General features: G+C 71.7%; 10 protein-coding genes. 8 read left to right on the top strand and 2 right to left on the bottom strand.

Annotated elements, in window-relative coordinates; translation table 11 throughout:
* Positions 1–48: 48 nt before the first annotated feature.
* A complete protein-coding gene (locus ACIGEP_RS03090; RefSeq protein WP_396660165.1) occupies positions 49–1,062 on the bottom strand; it encodes a LacI family DNA-binding transcriptional regulator in 1,014 nt (337 codons plus the stop codon).
* 185 nt (positions 1,063–1,247) lie between these two features.
* On the opposite strand from ACIGEP_RS03090, the gene ACIGEP_RS03085 reads away from it, so the two are divergent.
* The 4 genes from ACIGEP_RS03085 to ACIGEP_RS03070 all read left to right on the top strand — a co-directional run bounded on the left by ACIGEP_RS03085 (position 1,248) and on the right by ACIGEP_RS03070 (position 7,270).
* Positions 1,248–3,269 (top strand): beta-galactosidase, encoded by a 2,022-nt coding sequence (locus ACIGEP_RS03085; protein ID WP_396660164.1) that lies wholly within the window; start codon positions 1,248–1,250, stop codon positions 3,267–3,269.
* 143 nt (positions 3,270–3,412) lie between these two features.
* Entirely contained in the window at positions 3,413–4,660 is a 1,248-nt protein-coding gene (locus ACIGEP_RS03080; RefSeq protein ID WP_396660163.1) for an extracellular solute-binding protein, read from the top strand.
* Between the two features lie 67 nt (positions 4,661–4,727).
* Positions 4,728–6,335, top strand: a complete 1,608-nt coding sequence (locus ACIGEP_RS03075; protein WP_396660162.1) for an ABC transporter permease subunit — start codon at positions 4,728–4,730, stop codon at positions 6,333–6,335.
* A complete protein-coding gene (locus ACIGEP_RS03070) occupies positions 6,335–7,270 on the top strand; it encodes a sugar ABC transporter permease (RefSeq protein ID WP_396660161.1) in 936 nt (311 codons plus the stop codon). Before ACIGEP_RS03075 ends, ACIGEP_RS03070 begins: the two co-directional genes overlap by 1 nt.
* Here the strand turns inward: ACIGEP_RS03070 and rsmI are convergent.
* Positions 7,260–8,090, bottom strand: a complete 831-nt coding sequence (gene rsmI, locus ACIGEP_RS03065) for a 16S rRNA (cytidine(1402)-2'-O)-methyltransferase (protein ID WP_396660160.1) — start codon at positions 8,088–8,090, stop codon at positions 7,260–7,262. The two genes, ACIGEP_RS03070 and rsmI, sit on opposite strands and share 11 nt — an antisense overlap.
* Positions 8,091–8,113: 23 nt before the next feature.
* Here rsmI and ACIGEP_RS03060 point away from each other — a divergent pair, with 23 nt between their 5' ends.
* The 4 genes from ACIGEP_RS03060 to ACIGEP_RS03045 are packed head-to-tail and all read left to right on the top strand — an operon-like array spanning position 8,114 to position 17,993.
* The gene (locus ACIGEP_RS03060; RefSeq protein WP_396660159.1) at positions 8,114–9,718 is read left to right on the top strand and encodes a dolichyl-phosphate-mannose--protein mannosyltransferase; all 1,605 of its coding nucleotides are present in this window, start codon (positions 8,114–8,116) and stop codon (positions 9,716–9,718) included.
* Between the two features lie 26 nt (positions 9,719–9,744).
* Complete coding sequence (locus tag ACIGEP_RS03055; RefSeq protein ID WP_396660158.1) at positions 9,745–10,854, top strand: FHA domain-containing protein; 1,110 nt, start codon at positions 9,745–9,747, stop codon at positions 10,852–10,854.
* A complete protein-coding gene (locus ACIGEP_RS03050; protein WP_396660157.1) occupies positions 10,851–12,005 on the top strand; it encodes a serine/threonine-protein kinase in 1,155 nt (384 codons plus the stop codon). The genes ACIGEP_RS03055 and ACIGEP_RS03050 overlap by 4 nt, the downstream gene beginning before the upstream one ends.
* The gene (locus ACIGEP_RS03045; RefSeq protein ID WP_396660156.1) at positions 12,006–17,993 is read left to right on the top strand and encodes an Ig-like domain-containing protein; all 5,988 of its coding nucleotides are present in this window, start codon (positions 12,006–12,008) and stop codon (positions 17,991–17,993) included.
* The last annotated feature ends 23 nt before the right edge of the window (positions 17,994–18,016 follow it).

The following is an 18,016-nucleotide window of genomic DNA, read 5'->3' as shown; positions in this document are numbered from 1 at the left end:
GGAGATTCTACGGGCGACGGGCTGGGCGACGCCCTTCATGACGGCCGCTCAGGCGCTGGCTCGAGCCACGAGCGTCGTGGGCAGCACGATCGATTCGCCCGCACCGCCGTCGATGACGCCGAGCAGGACCTCCACCATCCGCCGCGAGATCTCCGACCACGGCTGCCGCATCGTCGTGAGGGGCGGGTCGGTCGTCGCAGCGAGCCCGGAGTCGTCGAATCCCGCCACTGCGACGTCCTCGGGGACGCGACGACCCGCTCGGCGCAGTGCGGCGATCGCGCCGACCGCCATGATGTCGGATGCCGCGAACACCGCATCGATGTCGGGCGCCCGCTGGAGCAGGCGTGTCATCGCCGACTCTCCTGCCTCGCTGGAATACACGTCCTGCTCGACGAGGGCGGGGTCGAAGCGCTCGCCCATCTCGTCCCGGAACCCGATGAGGCGGTAGCGCCCGCCCGGGGTGTCGTCGGGACCGGTGATGATCGCGATCCGCTGGTAGCCGCGGTCGAGCAGGTGACGGGTCATCTCCCGCGCCGAGCCCTCCTCGTCGACCGAGACCGTGGGCACGTGTGCGCGGTCGCCGAGGGGGACGCCGGTGCACACGGTGGGCACCCCCGCGCCGGTGAGGGCGGCCAGCAGCGGGTTGGACTCGTGCGACGAGATGAGCAGCACGCCGTCGACGTGACCGGCGCGGACGTAGCGCTCGATGTTCGCGTACTGCGAGGGGTGCTCGGCGATGAGGAGGACCAGGGTCATGTCGCGCGCCGCGAGCGCCTCGGTCGCCCCGCGCAGCAGCAGGGCGAAAGTCGGATCCGCGAACAGCAGGTGCTGCGGCTCGGTCAGCAGGAACGCGACGGAGTTCGCCCGGCCGGTCGCGAGCGCACGCGCGGCGTGGCTGACGGTGTAGCCGGTCGCCTGGATCGCCGCCTCGACGGCGACACGAGCCGCCTCCGACACCCATCGACCGCCGTTGATGACGCGTGAGACGGTGCCGTGCGAGACGCCGGCGACCTCTGCGACGTCCCGGATGGTGGGACGTCTGCGCTCGGAGGGGAGGACCACGCGCTGACTCTATACCCGATGCGGCACGTGGCCGGATGCGGCCTGGGACCGGTCACAGTTCGATAACAACGGCCGGGGCGACGCACGGCATCCGCATAGACTCCGATGAAACCTGTTACCGGTCCCAGTCCCCTCCCGGGCGCGGCACCGCGACACCGCCCGATCGATGAGGATGGCACCGCAGCATGACGAGCCCCGCCTGGCCTCGACTGGAGGGCATCGCCTACGGCGGTGACTACAACCCGGAGCAGTGGCCGCGCGAGGTCTGGGACGAGGACGTGCGCCTCATGCGTGAGGCCGGTGTGAACCTCGTCAGCATCGGCATCTTCTCGTGGGGCCTCCTCGAGATCCGCGAGGGCGAGTTCGACTTCGGCTGGCTCGACGACGTGATCGCCCTGCTGCACGCGAACGGCATCGCGGTGGACCTCGGCACGCCCACCGCCTCTCCCCCGGCGTGGTTCTTCGCGCAATACCCCGACGCCCGCGCCGTGACCAAGGACGGCGTGTCGATGGGCTTCGGCGCGCGCGGCATGGTGTCGCACTCGGCGCCCGAGTATCGGGCCGGAATCGCCCGCATCGCCGGCGCCCTCGCCGAGCGCTACGGCGACCACCCCGCCGTCGTCCTCTGGCACATCCACAACGAGTACGGCGTCCCCGTCGGCGAGGACTTCTCGCCGCACGCGGTCCGCGCCTGGCGACGCTGGCTGCAGGAGCGCCACGGCTCGATCGCCGGCCTCAACGCGGCCTGGGGCACCGCCTTCTGGGGTCAGCACTACGAGGAGTGGGACCACGTCGGCGCCCCCGCTGCTGCCCCGTCGACGATCAACCCGGCGCAGAAACTCGACTGGGCGCGGTTCACCGACGCCATGCTGCGCGAATGCTTCCGCATCGAGAAGGCGGCGATCCGCGCGCACGCGTCCCAGCCCATCACGACGAACTTCATGGCGAACCAGCACCACGGCGTCGACCTCTGGGCCTGGGCCGACGAGGTCGACGTCGTCTCGGACGACCACTACCTGTGGGCGGCCGACGAGGAGGGCGAGATCGGCCTGGCCATCGCCGCCGACCTCAGCCGATCCGTCGGCGGCGGCAAGCCGTGGATCCTCATGGAGCACTCCACCTCCGCCGTCAACTGGCAGCCGCGCAACGTCGCGAAGCGGCCCGGCGAGATGGCGCGCAACTCCCTCAGCCACCTCGGCCGCGGGGCCGACGGCATCCTCTTCTTCCAGTGGCGGGCGGGACGCTCCGGCGCGGAGAAGTTCCACTCGGCGATGCTCCCCCACGCCGGCACCGAGTCCCGCATCTTCCGCGAGGTCGTCGACCTCGGCGCGAAGCTCGGCCGGCTCACCGACCTGCAGGGCTCCCGCGTCGAGGCCGAGGTCGCGGTGCTGTGGGACTTCGAGTCCTTCTGGGCGCAGGACCTCGAGTGGCGCCCCTCCGAGGACGTGAGCCACGACGAGCGCATCCGCGCCTTCTACGAGCGGCTCTGGCGCGACGACATCACGGTCGACTTCGCGCTCCCCGGGCACGACCTGTCGCGCTACCGTCTCGTCGTCGTGCCGTCGCAGTACCTGCTGACCGCAGCGGATGCCGCGAACCTCACCGCCTACGTCGCCCAGGGCGGCACCCTCGTCGTGTCCTTCTTCTCGGCGGTCGTCGATGAGAACGACGCCGTCCACCCCGGCGGGTACGGCTCGCCGCTGCAGGAGGCGCTGGGAGTCCGCGTAGAGGAGCACCTGCCGCTGCGTCACGGGGACGTCGCCGGCATCGCCCTCGGTGACGAACACTTCGCCGCCGACGTCTGGCAGGAGGACCTCGTGGTGACCGGCGCCGAGGTGCGCGCGGTCTACACCGACGGTCCCGCGGAGGGGCGCGCCGCCGTCACCCGTCACGTGCACGGCGAGGGCGTCGGCTGGTACGTCAGCACCCGACCGGATGCCGAGGGCCTCCGCGCGATCATGCGCGAGGTCTACGCCGACGCGGGCATCACCGTGCCCGCGACCCCCGACGGGGTCGAGACGATCCTCCGGCGCGGGGAGGCGGCGGATTACCTCGTCGCGATCAACCACGGCACCGACGAGGTGTCGCTCACGACCTCCGGCACGGACCTGCTCACGCAGACCGAGGTCCGGGACACGCTGGTGCTCCCCGGGGGCGACGTCGCCGTCGTCCGCGTGGCGCACACAGCTCCCCGGGGGGATCGATGATCGATCACCCCACGACGGGACACCGTCGACCGCACTGAGAGAAAAGCCGCCGCGGCCACCCGGCCGCGGCGATCACACCCCGGTCGTGACGGCGCGACCTCGCCAGAGGCCCGCCGGATCGACCACATCCGGAAGGAAGATCCATGCGCAAGATGGGTATCGGCCTCGCCGCACTGGCGGCGGGCTCCCTCCTGCTCGCCGGTTGCGCCGGCGGAAGCGGCACCACCACACCGGCACCGGCGGAGTCCGAGGCTCCGATCGACGCCAGCGGTGTCACCCTCACCGTCTGGACCGACGAGAACCGCAAGCCGGCGATCGAGGCGGCCGCGAAGACCTTCGAGGACGAGACCGGCGCGAAGATCGAACTCGTCCAGAAGAACTTCGAGGACATCCGCAACGACTTCACCAACCAGGTGCCCACCGGCGAGGGTCCCGACATCACGATCGGTGCGCACGACTGGCTCGGCAGCCTCGTCCAGGCCGGTGTCGTCTCGACCGTCGACCTCGGCGAGTCGGCCGCGAACTTCGAGAAGGTCGCCACCGACGCCTTCACCTACGACGGCCAGACCTACGCCCTGCCGTACTCGCTCGAGACGATCGCGCTCATCCAGAACACGGACCTCGTCGGCGAGGACGCACCGGCGACCTTCGACGACATGATCGCCGCGGGCACAGAGTCCGGCGCGGAGCGCCCCTTCGTCATCAACACGGCCGGCCAGACCGGTGACGCCTACACGATGTACGGCCTGCAGACCTCCTTCGGGGCGCCGGTCTTCGTCCAGGACGACTCGGGCTCCTACACGAGCGAGGTCGGCATGGGCGGCGACGCGGGCACCGCCTTCGCGACCTGGCTCGGCGAGCACGGCGAGAAGGGCTCGGGCGAGATCTCGACCACGATCGACTACGACACCAACAACGAGCTCTTCGCCTCAGGCAAGGCCGCCTACACGATCCAGGGACCCTGGGCCGTCGAGACGCTGAGCGCGCAGGGCGCGAAGATCAAGGTCAACCCGATCCCCTCTGCCGGCGGCGAGACCGCGTCGCCGTTCGTCGGCGTGCAGGGCTTCTACATCTCCTCGGAGAGCCAGAACGCCCTCGTCGCGCAGGAGTTCCTCACCAAGTACCTCGCGACCTACGACGCGCAGAAGGCCCTGTACGAGGCCGACCCGCGCATCCCCGCCTGGTCCGAGCTCGCCGAGGAGGTCTCCTCCGACCCCGTCATCGCCGGCTTCGTGGCGTCGTCGCAGAACGGTGTGCCGATGCCGAACATCCCGCAGATGGGTTCGGTCTGGGACCTCTGGAACGCCGCCCAGGTGCAGATCGTCAAGGGCGCCGACCCGGCGGGCACGTGGACCAAGATGGTCTCCGACCTCGAGGCGACGATCGGCTGACACCCGTCCGGGGGCGGGGCGCTTCACCCCCGCCCCCGGGCACCACTTTCCTCGAGAGGGAGACGACATGACGGCTCTGCAGAGCCCCACCCTGCCGGAAGAGGCGCCCGCGCCGGCCGAGTCGCACGCCAGACGCTGGTCCGGGCTCGGCTGGGGGTTCCTGGTCAAGCTGGTCCTGATGGGCCTCGTCAACGCGGTGGGCCTTCTGGGCATCATCGCCGCGTTCCAGGCCGAGTCCTGGATCGTCTTCGGCGTCGCCGTCGGGCTGCTGCTCGCCGCCGACGTCGTGTACTTCACCAAGCGCGCGCTCCCGCTGAAATACCTGCTGCCGGGACTGTCGTTCCTGCTCGTGTTCCAGGTGTTCATCTTCCTGTACACGGGATACATCGCGTTCACGAACTACGGCGCCGGTCACATCGGCTCGCAGGAGCAAGCTGTCGCCGCCTCGCTCGCCCAGGGCGAGCGCCGGGTCGAGGGCGCACCCACCCTCCCCCTCACCGTCGTCGAACGCGGCGGCGAACTCGGCTTCGCCGTCGTCGAAGACGGCGAGATCCTGGCGGGCTCCGCCGACGAACCGCTGAGCTCGGTCGGCCCCGCCCCCGCATCCGGCGCCGCCACCCAGGTGCCGGGATGGAACGTCGTGCCGCGCAACCAGATCATCGGCGACCAGGCGACGCAGCAGGCGGTCATCGACCTCCGCGTGCCGGTGTCCGACGACCCCAACGAGGGGTCGATCCGCACCCGCGACGGGTCGAGCGGCGCGGTGTACCTGTCGACGATGACCTGGGATGCCGACGCCCAGACGATCACCGACAGCGCGACCGGTCTCGTCTACGAGGCGAGCCCGACGGGCAACTTCGTCGCCGACGACGGAACCACCCTCCCCACCGGCTGGGTGGTGGGTGTGGGGTTCGCCAACTTCATCGAGCTGTTCACGAACCCCGCGATCCTCGAACCCCTCGGTCTCGTGACGGGATGGACCTTCGCGTGGGCGGTCCTGTCGGTCCTCATCCCGTTCGCGATGGGACTCGTGTTCGCCCTGATCTTCAACGATCCCCGTGTGCGGGGACGCAAGATCCTGCGGACGCTCTTCATCCTCCCGTACGCGTTCCCGGCGTTCATGTCCGCGCTGCTGTTCCGCGGCATGTTCAACGCGGAGTTCGGCGTCATCAACGAGTTCTTCTTCGGCGGGGCCAGCATCGACTGGCTCGGGGACCCCTGGCTCGCACGCGGGGCCGTGCTGTTCGTCAACGTCTGGCTGACCTACCCGTACTACTTCCTCGTCTGCACGGGCGCCCTGCAGGCGCTGCCGCAGGACGCTCTGGAGGCCGCATCGATCGACGGGGCGGGCCGGTTCCGCCAGCTGCGCGCCATCATCCTGCCGCTCGTGCTCGTATCGACGGCCCCGCTGCTGATCTCGTCGTTCGCGTTCAGCTTCAACAACTTCACCATCATCTACATGTTCAACAACGGCGGCCCGGCGATCCCCGGCGCCCCGTACGCACTGGGGTACACCGACATCCTCATCTCGGCGATCTACGACATCTCCGGGGTCTCGGGCGGAGCCGCCGACTACGGCCTCGCCAGCGCCCTGTCGATCCTCGTGTTCCTCGTCGTGGGCGTCGTGTCGGCGATCGCCTTCCGTCAGACCAAGAAGCTCGAGGAGTACCAGTGATGTCCGCTCCCTCCACCGCCGCCGCGAACACCGCGACGATCACGACCGGAAACGCCCGTGCGGCTCGTGCGACGACGCTCCGCCCCGCGCAACGCAAGCGCTGGGTGCTCGAGGTCGGCTGGAAGTACCTCGTCGCCGCCGGCATCCTCTTCTACGCGATGTTCCCGCTGGTCTACGTCCTGTCGGCCTCGTTCAACCCGAACGGCACCCTCTCGGCGGCCAACGTCCTGTTCTCGGTCATCGACATCGGCAACTACAACGCTCTCGGCGGCACGAGCTACTGGGCCTGGTACGGCAACACGCTGCTGGTCGGCGGCGCCTCGGCTGCGGGTGCCGTCCTCATGGGGGCGGCGGCCGCGTACGCGTTCTCGCGGTTCCGTTTCGCGGGTCGGCGTGTGAGTCTCACGGCCCTGCTCATCGTGCAGATGTTCCCGCAGGCGCTCGCGTTCGTCGCGATCTTCCTCATGCTGCTCACTCTCGGCGAGGTGTTCCCCGTACTCGGGCTGAACTCCAAGATCGCGCTCATCTGCGTCTACCTCGGCGGCGCGCTGGGCGTGAACACGTTCCTCATGTACGGGTTCTTCAACACGATCCCGATGGAGATCGACGAGTCGGCCAAGATCGACGGCGCGACGCACGCGCAGATCTTCTGGCGGCTCATCATGCCGCTCGTGACGCCGATCCTCGCCGTCGTCGGCCTCCTCGCCTTCATCGCGGCGTTCGGGGACTACATCATCGCGAAGATCGTGCTCGTCTCAGAGGACAACTGGACGCTCGCCGTCGGGATGTTCCAGTGGGTGTCGAACCAGCTCGCGAGCAACTGGGGTCTGTTCGCCGCGGGGGCGATCCTCGCCTCCGTCCCCGTTTTGGCGCTGTTCCTGTCGCTGCAGCGCTACATCGTCGGCGGCCTGACCGCCGGCTCCGTCAAGGGCTGAGCGGGTTCTTCGCCGCGACGGCGGCGCGGTAGAGGTCTCGCGAGGGGATTCCGGTCTCCCGCGAAACCTCGCCGGCGGCATCCTTCAACCGCATCCCCGAAGCGACGAGCGCCTGCACCTGGGCGAGCGCGTCGTCCTCGCTCACCGTGCGGACGCTCGCACCCTCGACGACGACGACGATCTCGCCCCGAACCCCCTGCCGCGCCCATGCGGCGAGCTCCGCCAGCGGGCCGCGTACGACCTCCTCGTGGAGCTTCGTCAGCTCGCGGCAGACGGCCGCGCGGCGGTCGGCCCCGAATGCCTCCGCCATGGCCGCCAGGGTGTCGGCCAGCCGCGACGGCGCCTCGAAGAAGACCATCGTGCGCGCCTCGGACGCAAGCGCGCCGAACACCGTCCGGCGCTCCCCCGCCTTGCGCGGCGCGAACCCCTCGAAGGTGAAGCGGTCGGTCGGCAGCCCCGCGAGGGCGAGCGCCGTGATGACCGCGCTCGGACCCGGCAACGCTGTCACGTCGACGCCCTGCTCCACCGCCGCGGCCACGACCGCGTACCCGGGGTCGCTGACCGTCGGCATCCCGGCATCGCTCAGCAGCAGCACGTCCTCGCCCGCGGCGAGCGCGACCAGTTCGGCGGCCCGCTGCTTCTCGTTGTGATCGTGCAGGGCGATCAGGCGCGGGCGGTTCTCGATCCCCAGCGCCTGCAGCAACCGCTGCGTGGTGCGGGTGTCCTCGGCGGCGACGACGGTCGCCTCCTCCAGCGCGGAGCGCAGCCGCCCGGTCGCGTCGCCGAGATTTCCGATCGGAGTCGCGGCGAGGATCAGCACCGCCCCAGCATAGGCTGGTCGCCGTGAGCTCGACCGCGGAACCGCTGCTGCCCGCGGTCCCCGCGCGGCAGCCCTTCGGCTCCCGACTCGACACGTGGCGGCGACGCCTCGCCGTCGACGCGGTGCTGCGTCGACGCCTGGCCTGGCTCGCCCCGCTGGCGGTCACCCTGCTCGCCGGCATCCTCCGGTTCTGGAACCTCGGCCACCCGCACGCGATCGTCTTCGACGAGACGTATTACGTGAAGGATGCCTGGAGTCAGTGGAACCTGGGGTACGCCGCCGCCTGGCCCGACGGCGCCGACGCCCGCTTCACCGACGGCGAGACGGACATCTACACCGATGCCCCGAGCTTCGTCGTGCACCCCCCGCTCGGAAAGTTCCTGATCGGTGCGGGGATGGCGCTGTTCGGCCCGACCTCGTCGTTCGGGTGGCGCGTCGCGGTCGCCCTGGCGGGGACGCTCGCCGTACTCGTCCTCTATCTGATCGCCTGGCAGCTGACCCGGTCGGTGCTGTTCAGCTCGGTCGCCGGCGGCCTGATGGCCGTCGACGGGCTCGCCATCGTGATGAGCCGGGTGGCGATCCTCGACATCCTCCTCACGTTCTTCGTGCTGCTCTCGGTGTGGTTCGTCCTCATCGACCGCCGTCGCCACCTCGACCGCCTAGCCGCGGCGATGCGAGAACGGGATGCCGCGGGCCGCGCGGCCTGGTGGGGTCCGGTGCTCTGGTGGCGGCCGTGGCTGTTCGCCGCAGGGATCGCCGGCGGCGCCGCGTGCGGGGTGAAGTGGTCGGGCGCCTGGGTGCTCGCCGCGCTCGGCCTCTACGTCGTCGTGAGCGACGCGCTCGCACGGCGACGGCTCGGCATCCACTTCTGGCCGGTGGATGCCGTGCGCCAGGGAGCCGCGTCGTTCGTGCTCCTCGTGCCGGTGGCGGTCCTCGTCTACCTCGCCACCTGGACCACCTGGCTCACGACCGACGGCGGCTACGAACGGCACGCGGTCGATGCGAACCCCGCCCGCGGGTTCTGGTCGTGGGTGCCGCTGCCGCTGCAGAACCTGTGGCACTACCACCAGACGATCTACACGGCGACGGCGGAGATCACCTCGTCGCATCCGTACGCGAGTCCCGCCTGGCAGTGGCCGCTGCTGCTGCGGCCCACGTCGATGTACGCGAACAGCACGGCAGACGGCGTGGGCGGCTGCGCGAGCGCCCGCGGCTGCATCGAGATCCTCTACTCCATGCCGAACCCGCTGCTGTGGTGGCTCGGTGTGCTCGCCGTGCTGTGGCTCGCCGTGCACGGGGTGCGCACGCGGGACTGGCGCGCCGCCGTCGTCCTCGTGGGCGTCGCCGCGACGTACGTGCCGTGGCTGTTCTACCCGAGCCGGACGATCTTCCAGTTCTACACGGTGCTGATCCTCCCCTTCCTGGTCCTCGCGCTGACGTTCGCCCTGCGCGCGATCGCCGGCTCGCGCCACGCCGACCCCGACCGCCGCGCAACGGGACGCCGGACGGTGCTCGTGATCCTGGGCGTGATCCTCGCCGTGTCGGTGTTCTGGTACCCGCTCTGGTCGGCGATCCGCGTCCCGTGGGAGTTCTACTGGCTGCACAACTGGTTGACGGGATGGGTCTGAGGACCACCCGTCACTAGGCTGGGGACGTGTTCCGCTATCCCACCCCGACGCTCGCCGCCGAGGCGGGGTACGCCATCGCCGGCGACCGCTTCGCCATCCTGCTCGGTTCAGGTGTGGGCGAAGGCGTCATCGCGCGGCTGTGGAACGCCGCCGCGGCCGAGACCGCGGTGCTGGAGGACGTGCTCAGCGTGCTCGTGGCCGGCGGCATCCACGATCTGCCCGACTTCGCCGTCGCGGAGTTCCCCGATGACGGCTCCGACGCCGTGCGCGTGGCCGTGCGCGGCGGCGCCGTCGTCGAGACCTCCGACCGCACGCGCGTTTCGGGCGCCGAGGCGCGGACGTGGATCGAGACGGCGCTGGCGGGGGCCGTCGGCATCCGTCTCGCTCTCGGATCGGGACGCACGGGCGGCGATCTGCTGCCGCTCGGGCTCGGCGTGACACGTGCCGACGAGCTCTCCTGGGGGCGCCCCTTCCCCGCCGGACGCACGCCCGAGGCCGACGTCACGCCGGCCGCCGAGGGCGAGGCTCCCCCGGGGACGGCCGCTCCCGTGACCGTCGCGATTCCGACGGTCACGCCGCCGGCACCGCGACCCGCCCCCGCACCGGTGCGCGGCGAGGAGGTCGACGTCCTGCAGACGATCTCGGTCGACCGCAGCCTCTTCGCGCGTCCGTTCGAGGACGACGAGGAACTCGACCTGCCGGACTTCCTCCGCGAGGACGACCGCCCCGCCCCCGCCGAGGCGCCGGACGACAGGACGCTATTCGCCTCGCGGCGGGGATCCGCCCAGGCAACGTACGCACTGCGTCTTCCCGGGGGCCGCACAGTGCCGCTCGACCGCCCCGTCGTGCTCGGCCGGAGCCCCCGACCCGCGAACCACCCGGGTGCCCGTATCGAACCGGTGCCGTCGCCGCGCAAGGAGATCTCGGGGACCCACCTCGAAGCCGTGCTCGACGGCGACACCCTGGTGGTGCGGGACCTCGACTCGACCAACGGGACGATCGTGCGCCCGCCGACCGGGGCGGCGGCGCTGCTGCGCGGCGGTGCGGCATCGCGCGTGCCCCTCGGCACCGAACTCGACCTGGGTGACGGCGTGACCGCCGTGTTCGACACCGCCGGGCCGCTGACGACGGGATGACGGGCCGCGTGTCCAGCAGGCTCCCCTCCACTCCGCCCGGCCTCTCCGGCTTCACCTACGTCCGACCCCTGGGTGCCGGCGGGTTCGCCGACGTCTTCCTGTTCGAACAGAACCTGCCGCGACGCCCCGTCGCCGTGAAGGTGCTGTTGGAGGACGTGGTCGACGAGAACGTGCTGCGGATGTTCAATGCCGAAGCCGACGTCATGGCCCGCCTCAGCGCGCATCCCTCGATCCTCACGATCCACGAGGCGTCCGTCTCGGCCGACGGCCGCCCGTACCTCGTCATGGAGTACTGCCCGACCTCGCTGACCCACCGCTACCGTCGCGAGGAGATCCCGGTGGCCGAGGTCCTGCAGCTCGGGGTGAAAATCGGCTCCGCCCTCGAAACGGCACATCGCGCAGGGCTGCTGCACCGCGACATCAAACCGTCGAACATCCTCGTCACGGCGTTCGGGTCGCCCGTGCTGTCCGACTTCGGCATCGCCGCCGCGGTCGACGCCCGCCCGGACACGGAGGAGGTCTTCGCGATGTCGGTGCCGTGGTCGGCGCCCGAGATCGTCGACGAGCGCGTCTCGGGATCGATCGCCGCTGAAGTGTGGAGCCTCGGTGCCACGGTGTACTCGCTCCTGGCCGGACGGAGCCCGTTCGAGCGCCCCGGGCGCGGCCAGAACACGCGCGAACAGTTGAAGGCGCGCATCCGCAAGGCGGTCTACACACCCGTCGGTCGCGCAGACGTCCCGCCGGAACTCGACGCCGTGCTCGCCCGCGCGCTCAGCCGCGACCCCGCCGCCCGTCACCCCTCCGCCGCCGCCTTCGCGCACGATCTGCAGGTCATCCAGCACCGGATGGGACTGCCGCACACCCCGCTCGAGGTCGCCGTCGACGAATGGGCCTCGGCAGGAGCGCACGTCGACTTCGCGGACGACCGCCCGCGCGGCCCCGTCCGGTCCACCGTCGCGCGCGCCTCGGCGCGCCCGGAGCGGCGGCGCCACACCTCGCCGCGACGCCCCGAGGAGGGCACGGTCCTGGCGGGGGCCGAACCCGCACCGCGGATGCGGCGCGGTACGGTGATCGCGGTGGTCGTCGGTGGCCTCGTGCTGGCGGGCGCGGGCGCCGCGACGACGTTCCTCCTCCTCGGCGGAGCAGGCTGAATGGCGCGCCCCGACGACGACCGACCGCGCGTGCGGCGATCGACGTGGATCGGCGCCGGCGCCGTCGCCGCGATCGTCGCCGTGGTCGGGACGCTCGCCGTCGTGTGGCCCGGTTACGACGCCCAGCAGACCCCGGTCGAGGATCCGACCGTGTGGGCACTGCAGACCGGAGCCGGCAGCGGCTACGCCCGCGTGAACCTCGACCTCGGCGAGGTCGACACGGTCAAGCAGGTGGTCAACGGGACGCAGATCGCCCAGACCGCCGACCGCCTCTTCGTGTTCAGCGAGGGAGGATCGGCCTTCTCGGATGTCGACCTCGCCCAGCCCGCCGACCTCACCGGTGAGGACGAGGACGCCTCGTCGCCGACACCGGCCGGCACCGTCGAGATCGTCTCCGCCGGTGACGCGATCGTCTACCGCACCGAGGGCGGCGGGGTCCTCGGCGCCACCCTGTCCGGCGGCGGGGCGGCCACGCCGATCGACCCGTACGCCGAGGTCGAACGCGCGGCGGGCGAGCAGGCGCCGCGCTTCGCGGCATCCGCTGTCGCCGTCGATGCCGACGGCATCGCCTATGCCTATTCGGCGGTCGAGAGCGTCATCGTGCGCGCAGAGGCGGCGACCGGGCGCATCCTCGGTCAGGACGCGACGCCGATCTCCCCGGTCGACGCGCAGCTGAGCGCCGTCGGCGGCCGCTGGGTGCTCTACGACGTCGCGACGGGTGACCTGGCGGTGCAGGGGCGCGACGACCTCGTCGGGACGACGCCGACCAGCGGTGCCGTGCTGCAGCGGGCGGCGACCGGCGGGAGCGCCGTCGTGATCGCCGACCCCGGCGGCATCACGAGGATCCCCCTCGAGACGGGCGGCGCGGAACGCGTCCTGGACTCCCCCGGCCTCGGGACACCCGCCGTCCCGGTGGCCTCGGGCGGCACCGTCCACGCGGCATGGCTCTCGGACGGCGCCGGCGGCGGTTCGCTCTGGTCGAGCGGCAGCCCGTCCGAGACCACCCCGCTCGATTACGCAGGCGTCGACATCGGCGACGGAGTGGACCCCGTGTTCATCGGGAACGGCGCGCGGCTGGCGCTCAACGACCGGGCGTCGGGCTGGGTGTGGCGGGTCCCCGACGGTGCCCTGATCCCCTCGTCACAGCAGTGGCGTGTGGAGGACACGAGCGAAGCCGCCCCGCAGAACGACGACCCCGTCGAGCGTGTGCTCGACCCCAAACCTCCCGTCGCGGTCGACGACGAGTTCGGCGTTCGCGCCGGATCGGTCGCGCTCCTTCCCGTTCTCCTGAACGACCACGACCCCAACGAGGACGTCCTCAGCATCGACGTCGGCGGCGTCGAGGGCGTCGACCCCGCTTTCGGCAGCGCGACGATCACGGGCGCGGAGCAGCAGATCGCGTTCAGCGTCGCGCCCGACGCCATCGGGACGGCGAGCTTCCGTTACCGCGTCACCGACGGCACGTCCGCCGGGGGGCGGCTCTCCGAGTACGCGACCGTCACCCTGCGCGTCGTGCCCGAGGAGAGCAATGCGGCCCCCGTCTGGTGCGGGGTCGACGGATGCCTCGCCACGTGGCCCGCTCTGTCGGTCGCGCCGGGCGGCACCGTCTCGGCCGACCTCCTGCGCGGCTGGGTCGATCCCGACGGCGACCCCGTCTACCTCGCCGGGATCGAGGGCGCGCCCGCGATCGGCACCGCGACCACCTCTCCCGAGGGAGAGTTCTCGTACCAGCATCCCGACCCGAGCGCGACGGAGGCCGCGAGCTTCCCGGTGTCGGTCGTCGTCTCCGACGCACGCGGCGCGACCGCGACGCAGGCGGTGACGGTCCGCGTAGCCCCCGCGCCGGGCCTCGAGGCCGAATCCTTCGCGGCTACGGGTGTCGTCGGGGAGCCGCTCGAGATCGACCTCTCCCCCTACGTCACCGGTGCCTCCGGGCCGCTCACCATCGGTTCCCTCGTCGCCCTCGACACCGAGCGGACGACCGTGACCCCGAACGCGTCGACGCTGCGCATGACCTTCGACGCCCGCGAGCCCGGCTCGTACATCGTGCAGTACTCCGTGCGCGACGGGGTGGGTGAGGCATCCGCGATCGCCCGCATCACGGTCCGCGACCCTGCCGACGCTGTCGTGACGACCCCGCCGCTGACCGCCTTCGTCCGGCCGGGCGAGGACGCGACGATCGACGTCGCCTCGGCGGCGTCCAACCCGGCCGGCGTCGTGCTGCTGCTCGAGGACATCCGGCCCGACAGCGACCCGACCGCCTCGCTCGGTGTCGACCTCGTGGGGCAGAGCCTCCTCCGCGTGAGCGGGACGACCGACGACGGCGAGCCGGGGCGCCTCGGCGTCGTGCGCTACAGCCTCACCGACGGCCGGGACGGCGCGGATCGCCTCGCGCAGGGCGAGGTCACCGTCATCCTGCTGCCGACGGGCTCGGCGGAGCGGCCGATCGCCGTCGACGACACGGTCACCGTGCGCGGCGGCACGCAGGTCGACATCCCGGTGCTCGAGAACGACCACGCTCCGGCGGGCGCCCTGATCGCGATCGATCCGACCTCGATCGTGAACGAGACCGGGGGCGGACTCGCCTTCGCCTCGGGGCGGATGCTGCGGTACCTGGCTCCCCGCGAGGCGGGCACCTATGCCCTGACCTACACGGTCTATCGCCTGGGGTTCCCCGAGGTGGTCGACACCGCACGGGTCACGGTCACCGTCACCGGGGGCGAGGAGAACCGCGACCCGGTGCCGCGCGCGCTCGCCGGCCGCGTGGTCGCGGGCCAGTCGGTGACGATCGGCTTCGACCGCTACGGCGTCGATCCCGACGGGGACGATGTCTCCCTCGACGCCATCACGACCCAGCCCGCGGAGGGGTCGGCGACGATCTCGGCGGACGGCCAGTCCATCGTCTACACGAGCCGCGAGGGCGCGGCCGGTCAGGTGCGGTTCGAGTACCGGGTGAAGGATGCCCGGGGTCGCACGGGCACCGCCGAGGTGCGTGTCGGCGTCATCGCCCGGCAGAGCGACCCGAGCCCCGTCACGTTCAGCGACTACGTGCAGGTGCAGGCGGGGGCGGACAGCACGGTCGTCGTGCGCCCGGCCGACAACGACGTCGACCCGTTCGACAGTCCCCTCGAGCTCACCGGCGTCACCCCCAACGCCCCCGAGGACGGTCCGGAGTACGCGGCGCTCGCCGACCGCATCACCGTGGGGGGCGACGGCGCCGTGACGGTCGTCGCCGGTACCGCGCTCGGCACGTTCTCGTACTCGTACGAGGTGTCCAACGCGGACGGCGACACGGCGATCGGTCTGCTCGTGGTGAAGGTCGTGCGCGAGCCCGTCCCCGACCACCCGGTCGTCGCCGACACCGTGCTCTCGATCGAGGACAGGGAGGGGTTCACCGGCGGTGTCGACGTCCTGAGCGGACGGGTGTCGTGGACCGCGGGCGATCCGGCCGGCGTCAGCCTGGACCTGTGGGGCGATCAGAGCGACCTCCGGGTGTCGGGCTGGCGGATCTCGGGGCCGCTTCCCGAGCGCACCCGCGTCATCCCGTTCCGCGTGCGCGGGACGGCCTATGACGGGACGGATGTGACGACCTACGGATTCCTCCGGGTCCCGGGCACCGACGACGTCCGGGTCGCACTCCGGGCGGGGGTCGATCCGCTGCGCGTGCGCGAGGGCGAGAGCATCGACGTGGACGTCGCGGATCTCGTCGCCCTGCCCGATGACGCGGTGCTGGTCGTGGACCGCGATGGCACCAAGGCCGGCGGCGCCCGAGCCGACGCCTCGTGCCGCGTCGTCTCCGGCACGGTCGTGCGCTACTCCGCCGGCCGCGGCGCGCCGTGGTCGGACTCCTGCATCGTCGCCGCACGGGTCGCAGGGCAGGAGCAGCCGACCTACCTGACGATCCCCGTCGAGGTCGAGGCGGAGATCCCGCAACCGTCGTTGCGCAGCGCGTCGCTCGGCGTCCGGCCCGGGCAGACGCAGACGTACGACCTGACGAGGATGGTGCGGTGGGCGGGTGTCGCCGACGAGGACGCGCTCGAGTTCGCCGTCGCCTACTCCGGTGATCAGTTCGAGGTGACCGCCGAGGGCGCCGTCGTGTCGGTCACGGCGCGCGACGAGGCGCGACCGGGCCGCGAGGAGCAGGTGAGCGTCTCCCTGCCGAGCCATCCCGATGCGGGTACCGCCGGTCTCGTCCTCACCGTCGGCCCGTCCCCGTCCGCGCTCCCGCGCGGCGGCTCGGCGGTGCAGACCTGCTCGCAGTCCGACGGCAGGTCGTCCTGCACGATCGAGGTCATCGGCGCCGACGGCGAGGTCAACCCGCTGCCCCGCACTCCTCTGCGCGTCGTGTCGGCCGCGAGCGCGGGCACGTGCGAGGGCGTCAGCTTCGCGCCCTCCGGCGACCGCGCGGTCCGCGCCAGCTGGCGATCGGATGCCGAGGGCGCAGCGCGCTGCGCGGGGACGTTCGTCGTCGAAGACGCCCAGGGCCGCCAGTCCAGCGGCGATCGCAACGGGTCGGTCGTCCTCGATCTGCGGGGGCTGCCAGCCGACCCGACGCGGCTGGAATGGACGGCGTACACGGACGACTCCGTGACGCTCCGGGTCACCTCGGACGCCGCCTCCTACCCCGCCGTCGAGGGGTACCGCATCACGATGGACGGCCGTGAGGTCGCCTCGTGCCCCGCGTCGGGCAGGTGCGAACCGATCGCCGCCCCCGTCGGCGATCAGCGCGTGTACGAGGCTCGCGCCGTCAACGCCGTCGGCACCTCCCGCGGCGCCGCCCGCACCGAGGCATGGGCCTACCGGCCGCCGTCCCGGCCGACCGGAGCCAGTTTCGAGCCGGTGCCGAACGGTCGGGACGGCGGACGGGCGACGGTCACGGTGACCGGTCTCGACGACACGACCGGTAGCGTCCGCCTCTCCGGCGGCGCTGCGGGCAGCGCGACGCAGCCGGTGCGCAACGGCGTCGCGGTCTTCTCGGCGTATCGCATCGGAGCCAACGATGCGGAGCCCCTCACGGCGACGCCGCTCACGGAGTTCGAGCTGCCCCGGGTCGCGGGAGGCTCGAGCGAGGGGCGCTCGCTGGAGCTACAGGCGCACGGTGTGGGGGCGCCGACCGTGTCGCTCTCGCAAACGACGACCTCCGACTCGATGACCGTCTCGGTGCAGGTCACGGCCGAGAGCGAGGGGACCGAGCCGCTGTTCGGTTTCAGCGAGCAGTCCGCCGCGCAGTGCACCCCCGACACGCGCGAGTCCCGGAGGACGTTCGCCGCGCAGGCCTTCCGTTCGAAGACCGTGTACGTCTGCGTGACGAGCACCTACCAGGGCCGCGACGGCTTCGGGGTGACGACCGACGAGATCACCGCCCGCCCGACGGGGAACGTCAGCGCACCGGATCAGCTCACCTACACCGTGTCCGCCGCACCGACCGGGGACCAGGGATCGGGGTTCACCTACGCCGTGCAGACGGGCGAGAACGGGAGCGGGCACAGCGATCCGGGGGCACCGCCGTTCGACGACGCGCGGCTGCGCTACCTCCTGAACGGTCAGGTCGTCGACGCGTTCACCCCCCGCGCCAACGAGCCGGGCGACCGGTGGAGCGCCCAGTGGTGCGACACCTTCGTCGGCATCGAGGTCGAGTGCTCCGACCCGACGCCGATCGTCCCCGCCCGCGGCAGCGCCGACTGGCCCGTGTTCGTCTCGACGAGCGACCTGCCCTCGTGCCGCTCGGATGAGGCGGCACCCGACTGGTTCCCGAGTGGGATCGGCGGCGATGTGGCATCCGTCCGCAAGGATGTCACCGAGGGGGAATCCGGAGTGCAGCGGGTGGAGTACACGATCGTGTGGTCCGGAGCGCTCCGCGAACTCGATTCCGTGAGCGTCGGCGTGGACTGCGAGCAGATCCCGCCGCCGGCCGAACCTCCCCCCGACACGGATCCCGAGCCCACCGATCCGACCGAGACCACACCGCCGGACGGAGAGGCGCCATGACCCTTCCGACCGAGCGAACCGAG

The sequence above is a fragment of the Microbacterium sp. NPDC077663 genome, assembly GCF_044542795.1.
Taxonomy (GTDB): Bacteria; Actinomycetota; Actinomycetes; order Actinomycetales; family Microbacteriaceae; genus Microbacterium.
Note: the sequence above shows the minus strand (reverse complement) of the source record. Positions and strands in the feature narration are given on the sequence as shown.

Coding starts and splice junctions, on each gene's coding strand:
- ACIGEP_RS03085 (WP_396660164.1), top strand. CDS start 1,248: ATGACGAGCCCCGCCTGGCCTCGACTGGAGGGCATCGCCTACGGCGGT.
- ACIGEP_RS03080 (WP_396660163.1), top strand. CDS start 3,413: ATGCGCAAGATGGGTATCGGCCTCGCCGCACTGGCGGCGGGCTCCCTC.
- ACIGEP_RS03075 (WP_396660162.1), top strand. CDS start 4,728: ATGACGGCTCTGCAGAGCCCCACCCTGCCGGAAGAGGCGCCCGCGCCG.
- ACIGEP_RS03070 (WP_396660161.1), top strand. CDS start 6,335: ATGTCCGCTCCCTCCACCGCCGCCGCGAACACCGCGACGATCACGACC.
- ACIGEP_RS03050 (WP_396660157.1), top strand. CDS start 10,851: ATGACGGGCCGCGTGTCCAGCAGGCTCCCCTCCACTCCGCCCGGCCTC.
- ACIGEP_RS03045 (WP_396660156.1), top strand. CDS start 12,006: ATGGCGCGCCCCGACGACGACCGACCGCGCGTGCGGCGATCGACGTGG.